Below are 19,573 nucleotides of genomic sequence, written 5' to 3' on the forward strand. Positions count from 1 at the left end.
TTTTTGTACAGTTAAATTGAGTTTTGTATAAGGAATGGTAAAGACAATGACTCAGCTGCATAACTGGTTGAGGCAAAGGTATGACGCGTCGACAGCTTGTGGTTGACGCGCCAAGGAGGGGAATGTGAGGGCTATGGCTGTAACTGCCGCGTTACTACCTGGCTGATGGCGGCGCTGACTTCAGGCTCTAAGCCCACCGGTGCGTGCAGTTCGATGGTGACGCTGGGATGGCGGCGCATTAGATCTTCGATCATTGCCGGTACATCACGCCGCAGATGGCGCCCGGCGGCAAAAAACAGCGGCAGCACATCGATATGGTGCGCCCCTGTTGTCACCAGCTCTGCGACCTGTTCTGCCAAGGTTGGCTGCGCTAGTTCCATGTATGCCAGGCGAACGTGAGTGTCGTCGTCCAATTGTTGGCGAATGCGCGCCAGCAGCTGATCAAACGGTGCTAGCCAATTCGGATCGCTGCTGCCATGGGCCAATAGAATGGCGGCTTTCATAAGTTACTCCAGTACGGTTAATAAATCGTTGGCGGCCTGCTGGCCACTGAGCCATGCGCCCTCCACGGCACCGCGATCGCACCAGTCGCCGCATACGGTTAAGCGTTTGGGTAAATCGCTGAGCGCGCCGCGTTGCAGCGGTTGTGGACTGATGGCGTACAGCCAGCGATGCAGCCAATGCTCGGTCGGCGTCTGTGGCGCCAGCTGCAAAGCTGACCAAAAGGCCTGCAGCAGCGCCTCAGTAACGTGTTGCTTGGAGTGCTCCAAGTGTTGCCCACTCCAGCCATGCTGGGCTTGCAATACCCAGGTTTCGCCCGGTTGGCGTTGCGGTTTGCTGTTATTGCGTGCGATCCAGCCCAGTGGCCCCTGTTTAACAAACGCGGCATCAAACGGCGTCGCCAGTGGCTGCTCAAAGGCCAGCAGCAGCGTCCAGCACGGTTGCATAGCAACATCGCAGCGAGCCTGCAGCTCCGGACTGGCGTCGAGTAAAGGCTGCGCTTGTTGTGGCGGCAGATTCAGCACCAGGGCATCGTAGGGGCCGTGGCTTTGCTGTTGTTCATCTTGCAGCCACCAACCCGATGCTTGCCACTGACACGCGACAATGCGCGTACTGGCGTGAAACTCGTCCGCCGCTTGCAGCAATTGGCGGCTAAGCGCAGTCATGCGTGAGACTCCGACGTAGCGCTCGACGCCGTCAGCCGAGGGGCGCGCGCCTTGCGCGTCGATCACCCAAGGGTCAAATGACCAGCGTTCGATCCAGCCTTGTTGCTGCCAGTGTTGCAGCTGCTGGGCAAATTCTTGGGTGTGAGCACGCATAAACTGTGCACCCATGTCCCATGAGACGTCAGCCACTTTTTTGCTGGCCAAGCGCCCGCCCGAACCACGACTCTTATCGAATACGTGCACCTGATGATGCTGTTGCTTTAACTTGTTTAGGGCGCTGAGGCCGCCCATGCCTGCGCCGACGATGGCGATGGTTGCCATGTTGATCCTCAATGGTAATCGCTCAGCTCTGAGGCTGTGGTGGTACAAACCTTGACTCATCCTGTACAAAATTTCAAATGAGCGTTTGGATTTTATTTGTACGTTAAACCTAACTTGCTGTATAACTGTTGTATATGTAAGTAATTATACGATGCGGCTGAGTCGAAAGTCGCGTTTCGCAACCCGGCAAAAGGTGATGTATATGAACTACCAAGCTCCCTTACGTGATATGCAATTTGTGTTGTATGAACTGCTGCAAGGCGATCAGATCTTGCCGGCGCTGCCAGGCTATGAGGACGCCACCCGCGAAATCATGGACGCCATGCTGAACGAGGGAGCCAAACTGGCCGAAAACGTGATGGCGCCGCTGAATGAAAGTGGCGACCGCGAGGGCTGCCAGTACGATCCCGACAGCAAAACCGTGACCACGCCCAGCGGCTTCAAAGAGGCCTACCGCCAATTTGCCGAAAACGGCTGGACGGCGCTGTCGTCACCGGTTGAATACGGCGGCCAGGGCTTGCCCCACACACTCAATACCTTGGCGGAAGAAATGGTGTGCTCGGCCAACCTATCGCTGGGTATGTACCCTGGGCTGACGCACGGTGCGATTAACGCACTCACCAGCTACGGCAGCGATGAACAAAAAGAGGCCTATCTGCCTAAGCTGATCAGCGGTGAATGGACCGGCACCATGTGCCTGACCGAACCTCACTGTGGTACGGACTTGGGTCTGATTCGCACCAAAGCCGAGCCCAATACCGATGGCAGCTACGCCATTTCTGGCACCAAGATCTGGATTACCGGTGGTGAGCACGACTTGGTCGACAATATTGTTCACCTAGTGCTGGCCAAGCTGCCCGATGCACCGTCGGGCTCGAAGGGCATTTCGCTGTTCCTGGTACCAAAAATTCTGCAAGACGGCAGCCGTAACCCAGCGTTTTGTGGTGGCCTAGAGCACAAGATGGGTATCAAAGGTTCGGCCACGTGCGTGATGAACTTTGAGCAAGCCCAGGGCTGGTTGATTGGTGAACCGCATAAAGGCCTGCAAGCCATGTTCGTGATGATGAACAGCGCGCGCTTGATGGTTGGCCTGCAAGGCTTGGGGGTGGCGGAAGCGGCGTACCAGACATCGCTGCAGTTTGCTAAGGAACGTCGCCAGAGCCGTTCGCTGGCTGGCCCACAAGAGCCGGATCAAGCCGCCGACAACATCCTGGTACACCCTGACGTACGCCGCATGGTGTTGCGCCAGAAAGCCACCATCGAAGGCAGCCGTGCGCTGGCTTACTTCACCGCCATGCAACTGGACATTGCCCACAAAGCCGAGTCTGTCGAAGAGCGCGAGCAGGCCGATGATATGGTGCAGCTGTTGACGCCGGTGGTGAAAGCTTACCTGACTGATGAAGGCTTCTTCTGTGCCAACGATGGCCTGCAGCTGATGGGTGGTAATGGTTACACCCAGGATTGGCCCGTCGAGCAGCTGGTGCGGGATGCGCGCATCACGCGCATCTATGAAGGCACCAACGGCATTCAGGCGTTGGATCTGGTGGGGCGTAAACTTGGCATGCACGGTGGCCGCGCGATCAAACGTCTGTTCGCCATGTTGGATCAATACATTCAGCAAAACGCCGATGCACCGCATGTTGCCGCCGTTAAGGCCAGTGCCGCGCAACTGCAAAAAGCCACCATGTGGCTGATGCAAAACGGCATGCAGGATCGTGAACAAGCCGGCGCGGTGGCTACGCCGTACCTACGTCTGATGGCTTTGATCATGTTGGCGTATTTTTGGAGCCGCATGGCAGCCACGGCACAGCAAGCATTAAACGACGGCAGCACAGAAACCGACTTTTATCAGGCTAAGCTGTTTAGCGCAGACTTTTTCTTTGCCAAACTGCTACCTCAAACCCACAGCCTGATGGCGGACATTGAGTCAGGGAAAGACAGCCTGATGTCGATGACCGCTGAGATGATGTAAGTCGGAGGCCGACATGACGAAACACATACTGATCACCGGTGGCACTGGTTTTATTGGCCAGCACCTGGTCGACCAATGGTTGCAGCAGGGCCATCAAATCACTGTGTTTAGTCGTCGGCCAGATTGGGTCGAGCAGCGCTGGCAAGGCCAAGTGTATGGCGTTAATACCGCCGCACAGCTGGGCGAGCGGTACCACTGGCTGATCAACTTGGCCGGTGAACCGATTGCCGATCGGCGTTGGAGCGATGCGCGCAAGCAAGCCTTGCGCGCCTCTCGCGTCGACTTTACTCGCGACTTAGCAGAGTGGGCCAGCACCAGTGGTCAGCAATTTGAAGTGGTCATCAGCGGCTCGGCGGTGGGTTATTACGGCGGCTTATCCGGCTCGCCCGAGCAGCAAACCGTCACCGAAGACGACCAAGCTGGCAGCGACTTTGCCGCGCGCTTGTGTGAGGACTGGGAGCAAGCTGCTAGTTTAATGGCACAGCACAGCGAGCGCTTGTTGTGCGTGCGCACCGGCCTAGTACTGGGACCGCGCGGCGGCATGTTAAAACGTTTGTGGTTACCATTCTCGTTGGGATTAGGCGGGCGCATTGGTGGCGGCCTGCAATATATGCCGTGGGTGCATTTGCACGACTACTGCCGTGCCATCCATTGGTTATTGCAGCATCCAACGCTTACCGGCCCTGTCAATATGACGGCGCCTGAGTCAGTCACTAACGCCGACTTCAGTGCTGAGCTGGGGCGTACTTTGCGCCGCCCAGCCATATTGCCGATGCCTGAGTTGTCGGCCAAATGCCTGTTTGGTGAAATGAGTGAGCTATTGTTGCTGGGCCAGCGGGCCTTGCCCGAGCGCTTGCAGCAAGCGGATTTTCAGTTCGATTTTCCACAACTTGCACCTGCCTTACGCGACATTAAACAGCGCTGGTAATGCGCTGAAAAAATTGTCGATATTCCTATCAACTATTTCTGATGCCTACAGCTGAGTGTCATTGTAGGCACTTGTGTCTGTTGCCAGTGCCGCTTGCTTAGAGCCGGTTACATACTGATCACAATGGCGTAAAAACTGGGCTAAACGACTGTTCTTACGTCAAATTTCAAGCGTTGGTAAGTAGCGCTGAGCTAACTGTAGCTTTGTGTTATCACACGTTGCGAAGCGTCTCTGGCCTGACTAAAACTAATAGTGCAATGCCCACTATATAGGTGTTAGTTATGAGCATCAGCAAACCGACCTTGGCTTCGCCATTGTATGAATTTGATCTGGGTTACCAGGTCACTTATGTAAATTTCAGTCGCGCTAATGAGCTGGTGGATGCTCAGCTAATACTCACCTTGGAACGTGGACATGAGCGTAAAACTTTCGTTTTTTCACAGCCACAATTTAACGATGTTGATCGCAATTTGATTTCCAGTCATGGCATTTACATTGCCACGATTAAAAGTTCGCCCTTAGCACCCAATCGCGTAGAGGTGGGGGACGTAGACGGAGGATTCGCCTACTTCACCGCCCGCAGTGTGCGCAACATAACGCCCACCGCCTGAATTTGGCGCCACGGCACCCTATAAGCGGCTTCGGCCGCTTTTTTTTCGCCAGTAACAACTCCACCCTGTAGCAGTGATATGCTGCGCAGTAACGATCACAGGAACTGGGAGTGAAGGATGACAGACGCCGTTTTTCGTGTGGCTGCCTATGCAGTATTAGGGCTGGTGGGGACGCTGGCGCTGTTGCTGCTGGTGGCGTTGATCTGGGGCACGTGGGCTTACATCAGCGATCGGCGCCAAACGCGCCATACCGTTAGACGCAACTTTCCGGTAATTGGCCGTTTTCGTTATGTGTTTGAACATTTGGGCGAGTTTTTTCGCCAGTATTTTTTTGCCATGGACCGCGAAGAAATGCCATTCAATCGCGCTGAGCGTGGCTGGGCCTACAAAGCCGCCAAAAAAGTCGACACCACGGTGGCATTTGGCTCCACCCGGCGCCTCGATGTTGCGGGCACCGTCATGTTCGTCAACAGCCCATTTCCGGCGTTAAAAAAAGACTTTGCCAGTGCCTCAGAGGTGGTGATTGGTGAGCATTGTCGCCACCCATACCAAACGGCATCCGTGGTGAATATTTCCGGCATGAGTTTTGGGGCAATTTCGCGCCCGGCGGTGGAGTCCCTGTCGGCCGGTGCCAAACTCGCAGGCTGTTGGATGAACACCGGCGAGGGGGCGTTAACACCGTACCATCTGCAAGGCGGTTGTGACCTGGTGGTGCAAATCGGCACGGCGAAATACGGCGTGCGCGATGAGCACGGGGAGCTGGACGACGACAAGCTGCGTGAGGTGGCCTCTCATGAGCAAGTGCGCATGTTTGAAATCAAACTTAGCCAGGGCGCCAAACCGGGCAAGGGCGGTATTTTACCGGGCGGCAAGGTCACCGCAGAAATCGCCCGTTTTCGTGGCATTCCCGCCGGAAAGGATTCCATCAGCCCGAATGGCCACCCGGATATTCGCTCGGTGGATGACTTGCTCGACATGGTGGCGCGGGTGCGCAGCATCACCGGCAAACCCACCGGGTTTAAAACCGTATTGGGCGACATCGATTGGATTGACGACTTGTGCCGCGCCATTCATCGCCGTGGCACCGACAGCGCGCCGGACTTCATCACTTTGGATGGCGCCGAGGGCGGCACCGGTGCCTCGCCGCAACCACTGATGGACTACATGGGGCTGCCGCTGGCGCAAGCGTTGCCCATGTTGATCGACAAACTCGATGATTTTCAGCTGCGACCGCGCATTCGTGTGGTTGCATCGGGCAAGTTGATCAACCCGGACAAAGTCGCTTGGGCGCTCTGCGTTGGCGCCGATTTTGTCGTCAGTGCGCGTGGTTTTATGTTCGCTCTGGGTTGCATCCAGGCACTGCAATGCAACAAAAACAGCTGCCCCACTGGCATTACCACCCACGATCCAAAGCTGCAGCGTGGCTTGGTGGAGGCGGATAAATCCGTGCGAGTGGCCAACTACGTCGACACCATGATGTACGAAGTCGGCATGATCGCACATTCCTGTGGTGTCGATGAGCCACGCCAGCTGCGCCGTGAGCACGCGCGCTTGGTGCAACCCAATGGCAGCGCACCGCTGTTGAGTGAGTTGTATGGCAGTCGTGAATTTCACCCAGGTGTTGAACAACGACCGGACGACTGACTGTACATGGTGTATAGATTCTGTATATGATTTGGCGGTGGTGTCCGTGCGGCACCAACCACCACGCATGACCGTCGGTTATATGAGGACAGACACCATGGCCATCAGCATGAACGAAGTGCGCCGCTGCACCCGCATCGACAAAGTAATTATTCACTCACTGGATTTGTGCCTCTACCAAGTGTCGGTGGTCGTGGATGGCAACGAACAGTACGTCACCGACAACAAGGGCAAATTACTGCGCTCCTTCAATATATTGAATCTACAAACCCTGTTTGAAGGTTTGCCAGTGACGCAGATGGTACTGCGCCAGCAAAGTGCCTACGACGAAATGGTCGGCCAGCCTGACCGTGAGCACAGCAATGCCATGGAAGTGCCGCTGAGTCATACCAGTGTGGGGTCGCCGTTGACGTTGCAGTAGGGGCGGGGCAGTCATGCCAGCTGAGACGCGGAAAACTTGGACGCGAGATCGTATTTCGCGCCTGTAACGGATGTTCCTCGAGTGTTGCTATTCACTCGCATCATTAGTTGGACGTAACTACGTTAATTATTCGCTGAATCCTATGCCCTCCTTGAGGGATCTTATCCATCACGCCGGGCGGGCGAACTCCCTGCTTTGCACCGTACAGGCCTTACTTCCTTTGTTGCCAATGCTGTGGTCGTCGCATCACAAAAAGCCTACGTCCTTGTAGGCCTTTTGTTGGCGCTGCCGTCCGGGCAGCCCCTGCGGGCACAGCCATTGCCAACGCTGGTGGCCTGCGAGGTGCGGAAAACCTGGGCGCGAGAGCTGAGTATTATTCTTGTAATTCAGCAGTCTAATTGTGCGTTGCTTAGAGTGGTTGTCTTGACCAAATAGTATTTATGCGCGAATCCCTTTGCCCTCCTTGAGGGATCTTATCCCTCACGCCGGGCGGGCGAACTCCCTGCTTTGCACCGTACAGGCCGTAGTTCCTCTGTTGCCAATGCTGTGGTCACCGCATCACAAAAAGCCTACGTCCTTGTAGGCCTTTTGTTGGCGCTGCTAGTCGAGCAGACCTGCAGGGATCATAACCAGCAATGACTTCTGTTAAGGTACTGATCGGCAGAGAGCAAAGGCGAGTACAAAAGCTTGAGTGGGTAGAGCTGTGTTGTTTAGCAAAGAATTGCTACTGCCTCAGTTAAATACCGCATCGATGCTTTTTCTAATCTGTATAGATGCTCAGCGAGTCTTGTAAACGCTGTATTAGCTGCTGTTGCAGAGACTTCGGCTCGATCAGTTTGGCGGCTTCGCCATGACGAATAATATCCATTAAGAGCTCATTTGGCTGGTCGCTGTTATAGGGAAGGCTGAGCCGGTAGCGCCCGTCTGCTAAAAGTTCTCCCTTTTGTTGCGGGTGCCAGAGTTCGTCGGCAACTCTGTTGGCGATATCGCTCGTGAACTCTATGACTGCCCACTCGATATTATCACCGGCATAGATGCCGTAACTGGCGTTAAAGTAGTCGTCCAGTGTTTTACTGTCGATTGCCTGAAAAGTGTCCTTAGAGTCTGTGATACTTTGGATACACTCCATGGCGAAGGTGCGATAGTCTTGGCGTGTATGGCACCAGGTGTCCAGATACCAGTTATTTCGGTAGTTGACCATGCGCAGGGGAGAAATATTCCGGCAAGAGGTGACGCCAGAATCACGCGTGCTGTAGGTGATTGTTAATGGCTTGCTGCGCGCTACGGCCTCCGCCAGAGGCAGAAAGATATGGTCATCCACCTGGCGGGTGGCAACCCCGAGGATTCGGATGCGATCGTGTAGCAGCTCGGGATCCAGAGACTGTTTTTTCAACAGGCGATCGATGCGCTCCTTTATCGGTGACAGTTCTTGTTGAAGTAAACTGATACTAAGATTGTTCAGCAGCGACTGAATCATCAAAAGTGCGTATAACTCTTGTTGATTAAACCAGAGCCCGGGCAACTCATAGCCGCTGTCCGGGCCCTCCATATAGCGGTAACCACCCTGATCTCTATTGAATTCTATCGGTGCGCCTAAATAGTCACTCATATGGCGACGTATACGATGAAAAGTCGCCTTGGAACATTCCATGCGTTCGAGAATATCATTCAGCGCTAGGGCAGTTTTGCGTCCTTTTAGTAGCTTGTGGAGATCGTAGATACGGTCAAAGCCATCCATTTGCTGTTGTCTCCATTTTGTCCTGTGTCTAATGAGTCGGCGTAAGAGTCGGTCTATTCTATATCGCTTCAGTCTCACATGGTGAGACTGAGTTCTCTGCAAAGCGCTTGATGGGTCATGGGGAACGCCAAAATACTTCGGCGTTTCGCGCATCTTTCTTATCTACCTCCTTTTATTGTTATTTCAGTATTTTTTCTTCCCCTGGTCTCGGAATCTGAGACTGAGCTTTGGATAATAGACTTCAACGAGCAAACAAGCCCCAAATCGATGCCCCTCGTATGTGCATCCGTGGTGTCGTCCACAATGAAAACCTCGTCAAAAGAATATTTAATAACCTATAAAAGGAATTTTTATGAAAAAAATAGCCACTCATTTAACGTTGCTAACAGTCGAAGCTCTTTCTTCTACGCCTAGCTTCGCCGATGTATTTACCACCGAGGCCAGTTTCTCTCAGTTCTTGCCGCTTCATCTTGAGCAGGAGTGCCGGTAATGGCTCACATCGATTTTGAACAGCGCTTTAAGTCAATCGACTCCGATAACGACGGTGTGGGAAGCAATACGGATGACAATAACGACGGACTCAATGACGTTGATGAAACTAATTTGAACGGTACTAATCCTTTGTCCAGCGACACCGACAATGATGGAATGCTAGATGGTTGGGAAATCCAGCATCATCTTCAAGCAGTAATTAACGATGCCGATTTGGACAGCGATAAAGATAGCGTCCGTAATCTGGACGAATTTACGGCCGACTCCGATCCGTCTCCACCTGTGTTGGTTCGGTCGTACCCACAGCACAATCAAGTTGACGTATTGTCGACTTCCGTCTTAGAAGTTGTCTTTTCTAAGTCGATTGCGTTCGACAGTGTTGATGAATACAGTGTTGTGTTAACGGATGGCAATTCGGATGTTCAAGGAGATCGAAATGTTGTTGAAGATAAGTTAACGTTCACACCGAAGATACCATTACAGAGTAATCATGATTATGTCTTACGTATCAACCATACCGTGACTGATTTGGCTGGAAACGAACTTAATTCCGATATACAAGTATCGTTTACAACGCAAAGTGGTTACCAAGTTTCTGGTTCTGCAATGGAATCAGGAGTACTATTAAACGAAGTTCTGTTCAAATTAATTGATGGATCATCAGAAAGCGTGATTGAAAGCGCCGATGGTAATTTTTCGTTCATCGAACAAGAATCCGGAAGCTACATCATAACTGCTTCAAAGTTGGGTTATATCTTTACACCGGAAAAAATTCAAGTACAAGTAGATGGAAGTGGTTTGTCGGAAGTGAATTTCGAAGCCGTACCCGTACCAACGATTAATGTTCCGGCGGATTATCCAACCATCCAATCGGCCATCGACAATGCGATCAATGGCGCGACGATTTTGGTCGATGATGGTGAGTATGTTGAAAATTTGTCGATCAATAAACCCGTTACTTTGCAATCTGTTAATGGAGCGGCTTTGACTAAAATACGAGCTCAATCTCACGCAAAAAACGTTGTATTTGTGAATGCTCCAAATGTAACGGTTAAAGGATTTGACCTTTTCGGTTCTGCGTATTATCCGGCCATTTATTTTGCTGCGGAATCGCACAATGGCATTATTGAGGATAATTTATGTGGGTATGACCGCTCGCATTATAATCACAGTGGAATTGAAGTGGTTGGCAGTGATAATGTTGAGGTCAGGAATAATGACTGTCATTTTTATGGTTTGGTCGGGATTAGATTGGATGATAGTAATAGCGCTATTGTTCAAAACAATCGTGTGTCGGATCAAGATAGAGATGGGATATCGATATACGAATGTTCGGGCTGTCGTGTTGAGCAAAATACCGTAACGAAAAATAAAACCGGTATTAACTTAAGGCGAGGAAAAAATAATATGGTCATGGGTAATAACAGTTCTTCGAATAATCAACATGGGATACATTTTGATGATGTAAGGGGTGATAATTATGTTGGTGAAAACATCACAAACTCAAATAAGGAAGTGGGTATTAAGGTCGAGTCTTCTGGTATTACAGAAATCGTTAACAATGAGGTGAACCAAAACAGTATTACTGGGGTTTTTGTGTACCAGTCTTCCGGTAGTAAAGTGCTTGGGAATACCTCAAAATCCAATAGACACTATGGGATTTATATTAGAACTTCTGATGGTTGTTCGGTAGTTGATAATGTTGTAGAATCGAACAATGAAGGTGGGCTTATATTAAGTAATTCGGATCACGCAAGAATTAAAAATAATAAAATACACTTTAATTCACCGAGTGGAGTGGAGTTGAGTTGGTCCAGCAATAATGAAATATTTCTGAACAGTATTAAAACTCGAACGACCGGTATGACGGCTAAAACGCTGGGTCTTACTAGATCGTCGGATAATGTGATTTACCTGAATCGATTTGTTAATAATGGTAGTGGTACAATCATCCATTCTGATAACGGTTCGGTGAATAGATGGTATTCGGACGGTTTGGTTAACTATGATTTTATGGGGCAGTCATTCCAAGGTTATTTAGGTAACTTTTTTGATGGCCACGATTTAACCGATAGTAACTCCGATGGTATAACCGATACGGTACAGGTTTTAATGGGCGACGAGCCTGCGGCTCAGTATCCATTGACCCGAGAGCCTGAAAATTACTTAATATTCGACTAGAAGCTGTTTCACAACTTCTTTAGCACGATCATCATGCAGGCGGCGTGAAAGAAGGCTCGATACATTGAGAGCTTTCTTTCCCATCGAACCACTAATCGCCGATAATTTCCAAGCCAAGCAAAAGTGCGCTCTACTTTCCAGCGACGGTCGTACCTTCTCAGCTTTCTACCATCTTGCAGCGGCGCTTTTCTCCTGTTTCGACGATGTGGACAAATGAGATCAATACCCCGCTTCTTTAACGCCATTCGCAGAGGATCAGAGTCTGCCGCTTTATCGTAAATCAAACGCTTCACCTTGCTCTTGCCATAGGAAACATTTAACAAAGCCTCAATCAGATTGACCTCCGCCGGTGACGCTGAGCCAAGTGTCAGCCCGATTGGAATGCCTTCGCCATCGACGACTATCATCCACTTCGACCCCTTACCACGCTTGGTTTTTCCAACACCGAGGCCCCTTTTTTTGCGGGTGCAAAACTACCATCAGAAAACGATTCTTCCCAATTTAACCGCGACTGTTGATCCAGAACGCGAAGAAGCTTACGCCAGGCTTTGACCCATGCACCTTGCTCTTCCCAGTACTGAAGGCGGCGCCAGCAGGTACTCGGTGAAGGATAGCGCTCGGGTAGATCACGCCAGCGCGCACCTGAACGTAAGACCCATAAAATGCCCTCGAAACAGGCTCGATTGCTGATAGGTTTGGGACCCCCTTTGCCACGAGGCAGGCTGGGTAAACAAGGCTCAATGTGTGCCCACTGTTGGTCGGTCAGTTCTGAGGTTGAACGTTTCATGGTGGAGGAGTTGAAGCTGATAGTTTTGATTATTATATCGGACTGAAGGTTATGAAACAGCTTCTAGCATACACGACCCACATGTTCATCTTCTGGAAGCAGGTCTGGAAAATGTCCAATGCTTACTCGATGCTGAGCAATCGTTAAAGGATGCAACTCGGACACCCATCCGAAGGCATAAACCACTCGGTATCGCACCCAGGTTTGCCTAGCCCTGGCAGGCCGCCGGCGTTGGCAATGGCTGTGCTCGCAGGGGCTGCCAGGACGGCAGCACCAGCAAAAGGCCTACAAGGATGTAGGCTTTTTGTGATGCGTTGGCCGCAGCATTGGCAACAGAGGAGATACGGCCTGTGCAGCGCAAAGCAGGGAGCTCGCCCGCCCGGCGTGAGGGATAAGATCCCTCAAGGAGGGCATAGGGCTTTGATCGATTCCGCTGATTAACCGCCTGCGGTACTAAACACGAAGAGCGGCGCTAAACAAAAAAATAGGTGCAAGCACCCACACTAAATAGCGCAACTTTGCAGCCGAAAAAGCGAAGATACTTGCAAGAAAGAAATCCGGATTACACAACGGCCGCGCTGGGCGGCCGTGAGTTTATTACAGCGCCATAATGCCTTCAATTTCAACGTCGGCATCTTTTGGTAAGGTTTTTACCGCAAACGCTGCGCGCGCTGGGTAAGGCGCCTGGAAGTATTTTTCCATCACGCTGTTCACCGTGGCGAAGTGGCTCATGTCCGACAGTAATACCGTCAGTTTGACCAGGTTATTCAGATCACCGCCCGCAGCTTCACAAATAGCACGCAGGTTTTTGACCACTTGCTCGGCCTGAGCTTCAAATGATTCCGTGACCATTTCCATGGTTTTCGGATTAAGCGGAATTTGGCCAGAAATATACACCGTATTGCCAACCCGCACGGCTTGCGAATACGGGCCAATGGCTGCCGGTGCTTGATCAGTATGAATAACGTCTTTTTGGTACATGTTGACTCCGTTGTTGATAGCGCTGAATGGATAAATCGTCGGCGTCGATATCGGTCTGACGCTGGCTGATGACGTCGGCCAGTACTTTGGCAGACCCCATCGACATGGTCCAGCCCAGAGTGCCGTGGCCAGTATTGAGGAATAAGTTGTGCAAATGGGTCGGGCCAATGATGGGCGTACCATCGGGCGTCATCGGGCGCAGGCCGGTCCAGAATTCGGCGGCGCTGGTATCGCCTGCGCCAGGGAATAAATCGTTGACGACAAATTCAACGTTGGCGCGGCGCTTGGCGGGCAAATCTTGCTGGTAACCGGCAATTTCGGCGGTGCCGCCGACGCGAATGCGATCGTCGAAGCGGGTAACGGCGACTTTGTAGGTTTCGTCCATTAACGTCGATTGCGGCGCACAGTCGGCGTTGCTGATCGGCACGGTGAGTGAATAGCCTTTGACCGGATAAACCGGAATCGCCAGGCCAATATCGCGCAATAGCGGCGCGGAAAAGCTGCCCAAGGCCATCACATAGGCATCGGCTTGCAGATTGCCTTGATTCGTCACCACGCCGTCAATGCGGTCCTGTTGGCACAACAGCCCCTGGATGCTGGTATTCATGAGGAATTCCACGCCCAACTCACGGCAATGCTCGGCCAGCTGCTGCGTGAACAAATGGCAATCGCCGGTTTCATCGCCGGGTAAACGCAGCCCGCCCACTAACTTGTGCGCGCTACTGGCCAAGCCGGGCTCAAATTCCAGGCATTGCTCCACCGACAGCGGTTGATGCTCAACCCCGCATTCTTGCAGCACGGCGATGTCTTTTTGTGAGGCATCGACTTGTGCTTGGCTGCGAAACAGCTGCAAGGTACCGGCGGTGCGTTGCTGATAATTCAACTTCAGCTCTGTGCGGGTGGCCTTAAGGCAATCACGGCTGTACTCCGCCAAACGCATCATGCGCGATTTGTTGATGTGATAGCTGTACTCATTGCAGTTGAGTAGCATGCGCGTCAGCCAGCTCAAGGTGTGGCTGTCCCAGTGGCGAATGTCCACAGCCAGCGGCGCCAAGTCTTGCAACAACCACTTGATCGCTTTAAACGGCACGCCGGGCGCGGCCCAGGGGGCAGAATAGCCAGGTGAGATTTGGCCGGCATTGCCAAAGCTGGTTTCCATGGCGGGCTGTGGCTGGCGGTCAACCACGGTGACTTGATGGCCTGCACGGGCCAGGTACCAGGCGCTGGTCACACCGATGACGCCAGAGCCAAGAATCATCACATGCATAAGGCGAGTATCTCTATCATTGTTTCCCACTATGCTAAGGGGAAAACTTGCGGTTTATCCTTTGTATTTGCCTCAAATGAAGTTGTATTCTCTAAAGGATGAATCTTTGGTAGTGGAAAGCTCTAATGTCGAATGAAGTCGTTAAACCCCTCGATCGCATGGACCGACGCATTCTGGATGTGCTGCAAGGTCAGGGCCGCATCAGCTATGTGGATCTGGCGGAAAAAGTCGGCCTCAGCGCCACCCCCTGTATGGAGCGGGTCAAGCGATTGGAGCGTGATGGCTACATCGAGGGCTACTACGCCAAGCTCAACCCCAAGTTGATGGATCATGAGCTGCTGGTGTTTGTTGAAATCTCACTGGCGCACCAATCGCCGCAAGCATTTTCGGAATTTACCGCTGCCGTTAAAACCTTGCCGTATGTCTTGGAATGCCATTTGGTGTCGGGCGACTCGGATTATTTGGTCAAAGCGCGCATTAAGGACATGTCGCAGTACCGCAGTTTGCTCGGTGATATGCTGTTGCAATTACCCGGCGTTAAGAATTCAAAAAGTTATATTGTGATGGAAGAGGTCAAGGAAAGTCTGACCATTCCGCTATAACCAGACATTGGAGAAGTCACAATGAGTTACGGATGGACGGCCTATTGTGTGGATGAAAAAAGCCTGTGCGCTTTATTTGGGCACATGACCGAAGCCCAATGCCAGCAGCTGCGCCAGCACTATCATGCGCCGCTGCAGCAGTTAACCACCAGTTTTGCAGAACCAGCAGAAGCTGCGCTACAGCACATTGCCGATGGCCAGTTGGACGACGACATCAGTGCATCTCTATATTGGTATGTATTGGAATTATTGGCGGACTGGCACGGCGAGCGTTTGGCGAACAGTGAATTTTACCCAGCTGAGCTCATGGCCTTGGCCGGTATCGATGGCGTGTCGGCTTATTTTATCAATCATCCCTGGCTGGACTTGCCCGACGATTTTCCCAGCGTGTCGATTTGCCGTCATGCCCGGTTGGAAGACGCTCAGCGCAGTGTGTTAGCCGGAGAATTAACACCGCCACAACAACAGCAGTTATTGAGTTGGCTAACACAAGCACAGCATCGTCAGCAGGATTTACTGCTGTTTTATTACTAGGGCACCTCTGAATAATTCTGCACAACTCTGCGCGAGTGCCGCAGGCGTTCAGAGCTAGGCGGTGATGGCAGGAAATGGCCAGCCCTTTTCAACATCCCCAACAACGTGATGGAGGCCTGCCGCCCGCGCCCTGCGGGGAGCGCCAGAGAACTCCAGCTCTGTGTTGCCGATTTTTGCTGTAGCCTTGCTAGAGCGGCAAACCGGCTTCGTGATCTGAAGCCCTCTGGCGATCCAGAGCGGGCACCGAATTATTTAGAGGTGCCCTAGGTCCTGTTAACTAGGTGCTGTTAACACCATTTCGATCACGCTGCTATGAGCTGAAAACCCCTAAATCAAGGCGCGAAGGTGTATGTGTAGCGAATTAAATGAAGGATGAGCAACACAGATTGAGAGATTTTCAGCCATACCCCAAAGGGCTGGAGTTCGTTTTCCCGGAGTCGTGTTATTCGTTGCTTATTTAACCGGTTAAACCACGCTCCTCACGCCTTGCTCAAGAAAAACTGACGTCCAGCAGTAAAGAGCTAAATAGTGTTACAAGGCACTAACTCGAGCTAGAGAACAGTGTGGCTGAATTTGGTATTCGAGCGTGCGGCCTACTCAAAAAGAGAAAATCGACGGCCCTTCGTGGCGCATTCCGTACACACGATGCTCATCAATATAGCCATCCTGGGTAACCTGGCAGCGCACCCAACCGTTATGGTCTTTATCTGAGACGCGCAGATACACGTCGTAAAACTCGGTGTTTTCCCGGGTCGATAGACGGTCGATTGCAATGGCGGTGTCGTCTGGCAACACCTGGCGGGTGTAATTGCGGCAATGATTGATGGCGTCGCCTAAGTCGCGAATATTGGCCATGCGTTCCGGGTCACGTCCACAGCCAGTCAGTGCAGTGATGACGATCAGTGTCAGGCAGGCGAGTGCGCGCATACACATTCCACAAAGTTGGTTGGCTCTATCATAGCAGCCAAGATTGCCAGCCTTGATGATAAATTGATCAGACACTCTCTGATAGCTGTAACTATGGTTGTCAGGCGCCAGCTGTATGTTTTTGTGGCGCTTTTAGTCTTGGTGTCTCGGGTCGGTTTGCTAGCGCCCTGTGAAAACGGCCTGCGCGCGGAAGGCTGGTGCAACAACCTTGGCGGATACAGCAGTGCAAAAAGGTGTGTGTTAGAAGCTTGTATTGAAGAGAAAAGCGCCGCCGAAAAGAATTTCTGTAACAGTCGGCCCTGCAACACAAGACTCTGCAACAACAGACTCCGCAAAAAGCCGCGCCTGGAAAACGTTTGCGGTAGAGCGCATGGAATAAACAAGTGCAGCCACTCACTTAGCCATGCATTCAGCGACTGTCTCAGAAAATAGCTCAGCGAATGACTCAGCAAATGGCTCAACAACAAGCTCAGCGGAAGAAGGCCATGGTATCGACCAGTTGTTTGGCTTGGCTGGTCATCTCCTCTGCGGTAGCGTCCAACTGCTCGGAGCTGGAGGCGTTTTGCTGTGCCACCGAACTGAGCTGCGACATGGCGCTGCTGATCTGACTCAAACCGGCGGACTGGTCTTGTGAGGCGTGAGTGATTTCTTTAATCAGTTGCGATGTTTTTTCTACCTCTGGCACCAAGGTATGCAGCCGCTCTCCGGCTTGCTGTGACAGCTCAACGCTGCGTTGCGCCAGCTCACCAATATCCAATGCTGCAGTGCGGCTGCGCTCGGCCAAGCGCCGCACTTCAGAGGCAACAATGGTAAACCCGCGGCCATGGTCGCCGGCGCGTGCCGCTTCGATGGCGGCGTTCAGTGCCAGCAAATTGGTCTGGTAAGCAATGTCGTCGATGATGACGATTTTTTCGGCAATGTCTTGCATCGCTTTGACGGTATCGGCCACGACCTGGCCGCTGCTGCTGGCGTCTTGTGCCAGTTGTGCGGCAATGCTGTCGGTGGTTTTGGCGTTGTCGGTGTTTTGCTGCACCGAGGCGGAAATTTCCTCTACTGAGGCGGTGGTTTGCTCAACGCTGGAGGCTTGCTCTGTCGCGGCATTACTGAGACTGCGTGAGGTCGACGACACTTCGTTGGCAGCTGATGACAAACCCGAAGCAGAGGAGCGCACGTCACCAATAATGTGTTTTAACCGTGTGATTAGTTGATACATGGCGTCTTGCAAGTCGCCCAGCTCGTCCTGGCGATCGACCACCACTTGCTGACTCAGGTCGCCTTCTGCTAGCTGCTTGGCATGATGCACCACCTTGTATAACGGCCGGCGCACGCTGTTGGTCACCCACAGCGCCGAAGTAATGGTGGCAATCAGGGCAATAACCACGGCGGCTAAGGTCAGCTGGATGGAGTTTTTCATCACCTCTGTTGCGGCGCTGTATTCTTCACTGGCGACACGCAGTTGCAGCTCCACCAGCTCATTGATTTTGTTGCTGATGGGATCGATCACTGCATACAGCGGGCCGTCAAAATCATTCAGTTGGCCGCCAACATCGCCCTGCAACGCCGACAAACGCGCGCGTAAGCGGGCGATTTCACGATCCGCCGGACCAAACAGCTGCTGCGCTTGCTGAGCTAACGTCTGCTCGGTCGCAGTGAGCTCCGTCGCCATGTACTCCCCCAACGTGCGGCGATCAAACTCTCGGCTTCTTGCACCGATTGCAATGCTTGCTCGGCGCTCATGCTGCCGCCATTGGCTTTGTTGACTGCGTCGATCACCAGCACGGCATAACCGTCGGCAATGGCCTTCAACTGTTGCAGTGGAATGACTCTGTCCTGGTAGACGGTTTCCAGGCCCTGATTGGTGGTACGAATGCCGTCCAACGCGACGATGCCCATAAACACCAATAAGGCCAACGGCACAGAAAAGGCGGTGGCCAATCGTTGTGATAACTTCAGGTTCAGCTTTGGCATGGCAGTCTCCTGCAAAGCAGTTCATCGAGTGGGATAGCAGCTGCCACTGGCACTCACCAGTGTTAACAGCGTCTAGTTAAGCAGTTTGAGATTCCGGTCGAATGGCACGGCCCTGAAAGACCTATCAACTCAGTCTAACGGCTGAGAATTGTGTGCAACGGCTCGCATATTCAGGCAAAAGCGCTGAGCCGTTGGGCAGCAACGAGTCCTTGTTGACCGTAATTGTCGGCAATAGAGAGTGTCGTTGGCGCAGTCGATAACGAGCAGGTGTTAGAGCGTAGTGCCGGGGCGCAGTCGCAGGGTACAGGCCTCAGGGCACACTCACATAGCACGCCGTTAGCAAGCCTTGGCTAGGTGCTAGAGAGTTCAGTGCCAGACAGTTCTATGCAGGGGGAAAGCGGAGCGGGGCAAGCCCGCGGATTAGGCGCGCGGCTCAGGCATAGTGGATCAGGTCGTGAAACAGCACCGGCTCATCGCTGACATTGCGATAGCCATGCTCACAGTCGGCGGCAAAACGCATGGCGTCACCGTGTAACAGCGGCCGCCATTGGCCATTTAGCCACAACTCCATACGCCCTTGAATCACCACGATGTGCTCGGTCACACCGGCCTCGTGCGGGTCTGAAATACGCTCATAACCCGGCGGCAACGTCAGTTCAAACAGCTCAAAGCCCATGGCTGGGTCGAAGGTGAATAACGGCGCTACCAGCATTTCGCCAGCGGCGGGCTGGCGGCGCAGCATGTCGGCGTGGCGCAACAAGGTGTGCTGGTGAGCAGCCGGAGGTGGCTCTAGCAGGCTCGACAAAGAACATTGAAAACCGCCGGCAATTTTCCACAGGCGAGCCACGGTAGGGCTCGATTCGCCGCGCTCGATTTGGCCCAGCATGGCTTTGCTCACCCCCGTTTCCTTAGCTGCCTGATCCAGACTCCAGCCCTTGTCTTGGCGCAGTTGTTTAACACGCATGGCCAGATACTGATTGATTTCCTGCATGGAACCGCCTTTTGAAATGGGTTGTGCGTTATAGCGCACGAT

General features: G+C 52.6%; 18 protein-coding genes and 1 pseudogene. 8 read left to right on the top strand and 11 right to left on the bottom strand.

The features are described 5' to 3' along the window. Positions 1-131: 131 nt before the first annotated feature. On the bottom strand, positions 132-503 hold the full coding sequence (locus tag CHH28_RS08280; protein ID WP_094059864.1) for a sirohydrochlorin chelatase: 372 nt from the start codon (positions 501-503) through the stop codon (positions 132-134). A 3-nt stretch (positions 504-506) separates the two neighbouring features. Continuing rightward, a complete protein-coding gene (locus tag CHH28_RS08285) occupies positions 507-1,487 on the bottom strand; it encodes an NAD(P)/FAD-dependent oxidoreductase (protein WP_157729837.1) in 981 nt (326 codons plus the stop codon). A gap of 202 nt (positions 1,488-1,689) precedes the next feature. Between CHH28_RS08285 and CHH28_RS08290 the strand changes: the two genes are divergently transcribed. The 5 genes from CHH28_RS08290 (at position 1,690) to CHH28_RS08310 (ending at position 7,063) form a co-directional block, all read left to right on the top strand. Continuing rightward, the gene (locus CHH28_RS08290) at positions 1,690-3,459 is read left to right on the top strand and encodes an acyl-CoA dehydrogenase C-terminal domain-containing protein (RefSeq protein WP_094059866.1); all 1,770 of its coding nucleotides are present in this window, start codon (positions 1,690-1,692) and stop codon (positions 3,457-3,459) included. 13 nt (positions 3,460-3,472) lie between these two features. Further along, a complete protein-coding gene (locus CHH28_RS08295) occupies positions 3,473-4,387 on the top strand; it encodes a TIGR01777 family oxidoreductase (RefSeq protein ID WP_094059867.1) in 915 nt (304 codons plus the stop codon). A 281-nt stretch (positions 4,388-4,668) separates the two neighbouring features. After that, entirely contained in the window at positions 4,669-4,998 is a 330-nt protein-coding gene (locus tag CHH28_RS08300; protein ID WP_094059868.1) for a hypothetical protein, read from the top strand. Between the two features lie 117 nt (positions 4,999-5,115). Next, positions 5,116-6,642: an FMN-binding glutamate synthase family protein gene (locus tag CHH28_RS08305; protein ID WP_094059869.1), complete on the top strand. Its 1,527-nt coding sequence runs from the start codon at positions 5,116-5,118 to the stop codon at positions 6,640-6,642. Between the two features lie 97 nt (positions 6,643-6,739). Continuing rightward, positions 6,740-7,063 (top strand): DUF6482 family protein, encoded by a 324-nt coding sequence (locus tag CHH28_RS08310; protein WP_094059870.1) that lies wholly within the window; start codon positions 6,740-6,742, stop codon positions 7,061-7,063. 760 nt (positions 7,064-7,823) lie between these two features. On the opposite strand, the gene CHH28_RS08315 is transcribed toward CHH28_RS08310, so the two are convergent. Next, entirely contained in the window at positions 7,824-8,801 is a 978-nt protein-coding gene (locus tag CHH28_RS08315) for a helix-turn-helix transcriptional regulator (protein ID WP_157729839.1), read from the bottom strand. 489 nt (positions 8,802-9,290) lie between these two features. Between CHH28_RS08315 and CHH28_RS08320 the strand changes: the two genes are divergently transcribed. Next, complete coding sequence (locus tag CHH28_RS08320; protein WP_094059872.1) at positions 9,291-11,474, top strand: NosD domain-containing protein; 2,184 nt, start codon at positions 9,291-9,293, stop codon at positions 11,472-11,474. Between the two features lie 8 nt (positions 11,475-11,482). Here the strand turns inward: CHH28_RS08320 and CHH28_RS08325 are convergent. The 4 genes and pseudogenes from CHH28_RS08325 to CHH28_RS08340 form a co-directional block, all read right to left on the bottom strand. Continuing rightward, positions 11,483-11,911, bottom strand: a pseudogene (locus CHH28_RS08325) (IS5 family transposase); the annotation flags it as partial. Beyond that, on the bottom strand, positions 11,878-12,261 hold the full coding sequence (locus CHH28_RS20595; RefSeq protein WP_094058567.1) for a transposase: 384 nt from the start codon (positions 12,259-12,261) through the stop codon (positions 11,878-11,880). The pseudogene CHH28_RS08325 and the gene CHH28_RS20595, both read right to left, overlap by 34 nt. 597 nt (positions 12,262-12,858) lie before the next feature. Beyond that, positions 12,859-13,242 carry a RidA family protein gene (locus CHH28_RS08335; protein WP_094059873.1) on the bottom strand — a complete coding sequence of 128 codons (384 nt, stop codon included), beginning with the start codon at positions 13,240-13,242 and terminating at the stop codon, positions 12,859-12,861. After that, complete coding sequence (locus CHH28_RS08340) at positions 13,214-14,509, bottom strand: D-amino acid dehydrogenase (RefSeq protein ID WP_094059874.1); 1,296 nt, start codon at positions 14,507-14,509, stop codon at positions 13,214-13,216. The genes CHH28_RS08335 and CHH28_RS08340 overlap by 29 nt, the downstream gene beginning before the upstream one ends. Before the next feature lie 125 nt (positions 14,510-14,634). On the opposite strand from CHH28_RS08340, the gene CHH28_RS08345 reads away from it, so the two are divergent. Further along, on the top strand, positions 14,635-15,111 hold the full coding sequence (locus CHH28_RS08345) for an Lrp/AsnC ligand binding domain-containing protein (protein ID WP_094059875.1): 477 nt from the start codon (positions 14,635-14,637) through the stop codon (positions 15,109-15,111). Positions 15,112-15,132: 21 nt separating this feature from the next. Continuing rightward, positions 15,133-15,645, top strand: a complete 513-nt coding sequence (locus tag CHH28_RS08350; RefSeq protein WP_094059876.1) for a DUF7691 family protein — start codon at positions 15,133-15,135, stop codon at positions 15,643-15,645. A gap of 597 nt (positions 15,646-16,242) precedes the next feature. Here CHH28_RS08350 and CHH28_RS08355 read toward each other — a convergent pair. The 4 genes from CHH28_RS08355 to CHH28_RS08370 form a co-directional block, all read right to left on the bottom strand. Then, the gene (locus CHH28_RS08355; RefSeq protein ID WP_094059877.1) at positions 16,243-16,572 is read right to left on the bottom strand and encodes a hypothetical protein; all 330 of its coding nucleotides are present in this window, start codon (positions 16,570-16,572) and stop codon (positions 16,243-16,245) included. A 469-nt stretch (positions 16,573-17,041) separates the two neighbouring features. Next, positions 17,042-18,238, bottom strand: a complete 1,197-nt coding sequence (locus CHH28_RS08360) for a methyl-accepting chemotaxis protein (RefSeq protein WP_094059878.1) — start codon at positions 18,236-18,238, stop codon at positions 17,042-17,044. After that, positions 18,202-18,540: an MCP four helix bundle domain-containing protein gene (locus tag CHH28_RS08365; protein ID WP_094059879.1), complete on the bottom strand. Its 339-nt coding sequence runs from the start codon at positions 18,538-18,540 to the stop codon at positions 18,202-18,204. The genes CHH28_RS08360 and CHH28_RS08365 overlap by 37 nt, the downstream gene beginning before the upstream one ends. Before the next feature lie 433 nt (positions 18,541-18,973). Next, positions 18,974-19,531 (bottom strand): helix-turn-helix domain-containing protein, encoded by a 558-nt coding sequence (locus tag CHH28_RS08370; protein WP_094059880.1) that lies wholly within the window; start codon positions 19,529-19,531, stop codon positions 18,974-18,976. Positions 19,532-19,573 lie beyond the last annotated feature (42 nt).

It is taken from the genome of Bacterioplanes sanyensis, assembly GCF_002237535.1.
Classification (GTDB): domain Bacteria; phylum Pseudomonadota; class Gammaproteobacteria; order Pseudomonadales; family Oceanobacteraceae; genus Bacterioplanes; species Bacterioplanes sanyensis_A.

Excerpts from the sequence above, each read along its gene's own strand:
- CHH28_RS08345 (WP_094059875.1), top strand. The coding sequence starts at position 14,635 with ATGTCGAATGAAGTCGTTAAACCCCTCGATCGCATGGACCGACGCATT.
- CHH28_RS20595 (WP_094058567.1), bottom strand. The coding sequence starts at position 12,261 with ATGAAACGTTCAACCTCAGAACTGACCGACCAACAGTGGGCACACATT.
- CHH28_RS08285 (WP_157729837.1), bottom strand. The coding sequence starts at position 1,487 with ATGGCAACCATCGCCATCGTCGGCGCAGGCATGGGCGGCCTCAGCGCC.
- CHH28_RS08310 (WP_094059870.1), top strand. The coding sequence starts at position 6,740 with ATGGCCATCAGCATGAACGAAGTGCGCCGCTGCACCCGCATCGACAAA.
- CHH28_RS08360 (WP_094059878.1), bottom strand. The coding sequence starts at position 18,238 with ATGGCGACGGAGCTCACTGCGACCGAGCAGACGTTAGCTCAGCAAGCG.
- CHH28_RS08320 (WP_094059872.1), top strand. The coding sequence starts at position 9,291 with ATGGCTCACATCGATTTTGAACAGCGCTTTAAGTCAATCGACTCCGAT.
- CHH28_RS08300 (WP_094059868.1), top strand. The coding sequence starts at position 4,669 with ATGAGCATCAGCAAACCGACCTTGGCTTCGCCATTGTATGAATTTGAT.
- CHH28_RS08370 (WP_094059880.1), bottom strand. The coding sequence starts at position 19,531 with ATGCAGGAAATCAATCAGTATCTGGCCATGCGTGTTAAACAACTGCGC.
- CHH28_RS08340 (WP_094059874.1), bottom strand. The coding sequence starts at position 14,509 with ATGCATGTGATGATTCTTGGCTCTGGCGTCATCGGTGTGACCAGCGCC.
- CHH28_RS08350 (WP_094059876.1), top strand. The coding sequence starts at position 15,133 with ATGAGTTACGGATGGACGGCCTATTGTGTGGATGAAAAAAGCCTGTGC.
- CHH28_RS08355 (WP_094059877.1), bottom strand. The coding sequence starts at position 16,572 with ATGCGCGCACTCGCCTGCCTGACACTGATCGTCATCACTGCACTGACT.
- CHH28_RS08315 (WP_157729839.1), bottom strand. The coding sequence starts at position 8,801 with ATGGATGGCTTTGACCGTATCTACGATCTCCACAAGCTACTAAAAGGA.
- CHH28_RS08280 (WP_094059864.1), bottom strand. The coding sequence starts at position 503 with ATGAAAGCCGCCATTCTATTGGCCCATGGCAGCAGCGATCCGAATTGG.
- CHH28_RS08305 (WP_094059869.1), top strand. The coding sequence starts at position 5,116 with ATGACAGACGCCGTTTTTCGTGTGGCTGCCTATGCAGTATTAGGGCTG.
- CHH28_RS08295 (WP_094059867.1), top strand. The coding sequence starts at position 3,473 with ATGACGAAACACATACTGATCACCGGTGGCACTGGTTTTATTGGCCAG.
- CHH28_RS08365 (WP_094059879.1), bottom strand. The coding sequence starts at position 18,540 with ATGCCAAAGCTGAACCTGAAGTTATCACAACGATTGGCCACCGCCTTT.
- CHH28_RS08335 (WP_094059873.1), bottom strand. The coding sequence starts at position 13,242 with ATGTACCAAAAAGACGTTATTCATACTGATCAAGCACCGGCAGCCATT.
- CHH28_RS08290 (WP_094059866.1), top strand. The coding sequence starts at position 1,690 with ATGAACTACCAAGCTCCCTTACGTGATATGCAATTTGTGTTGTATGAA.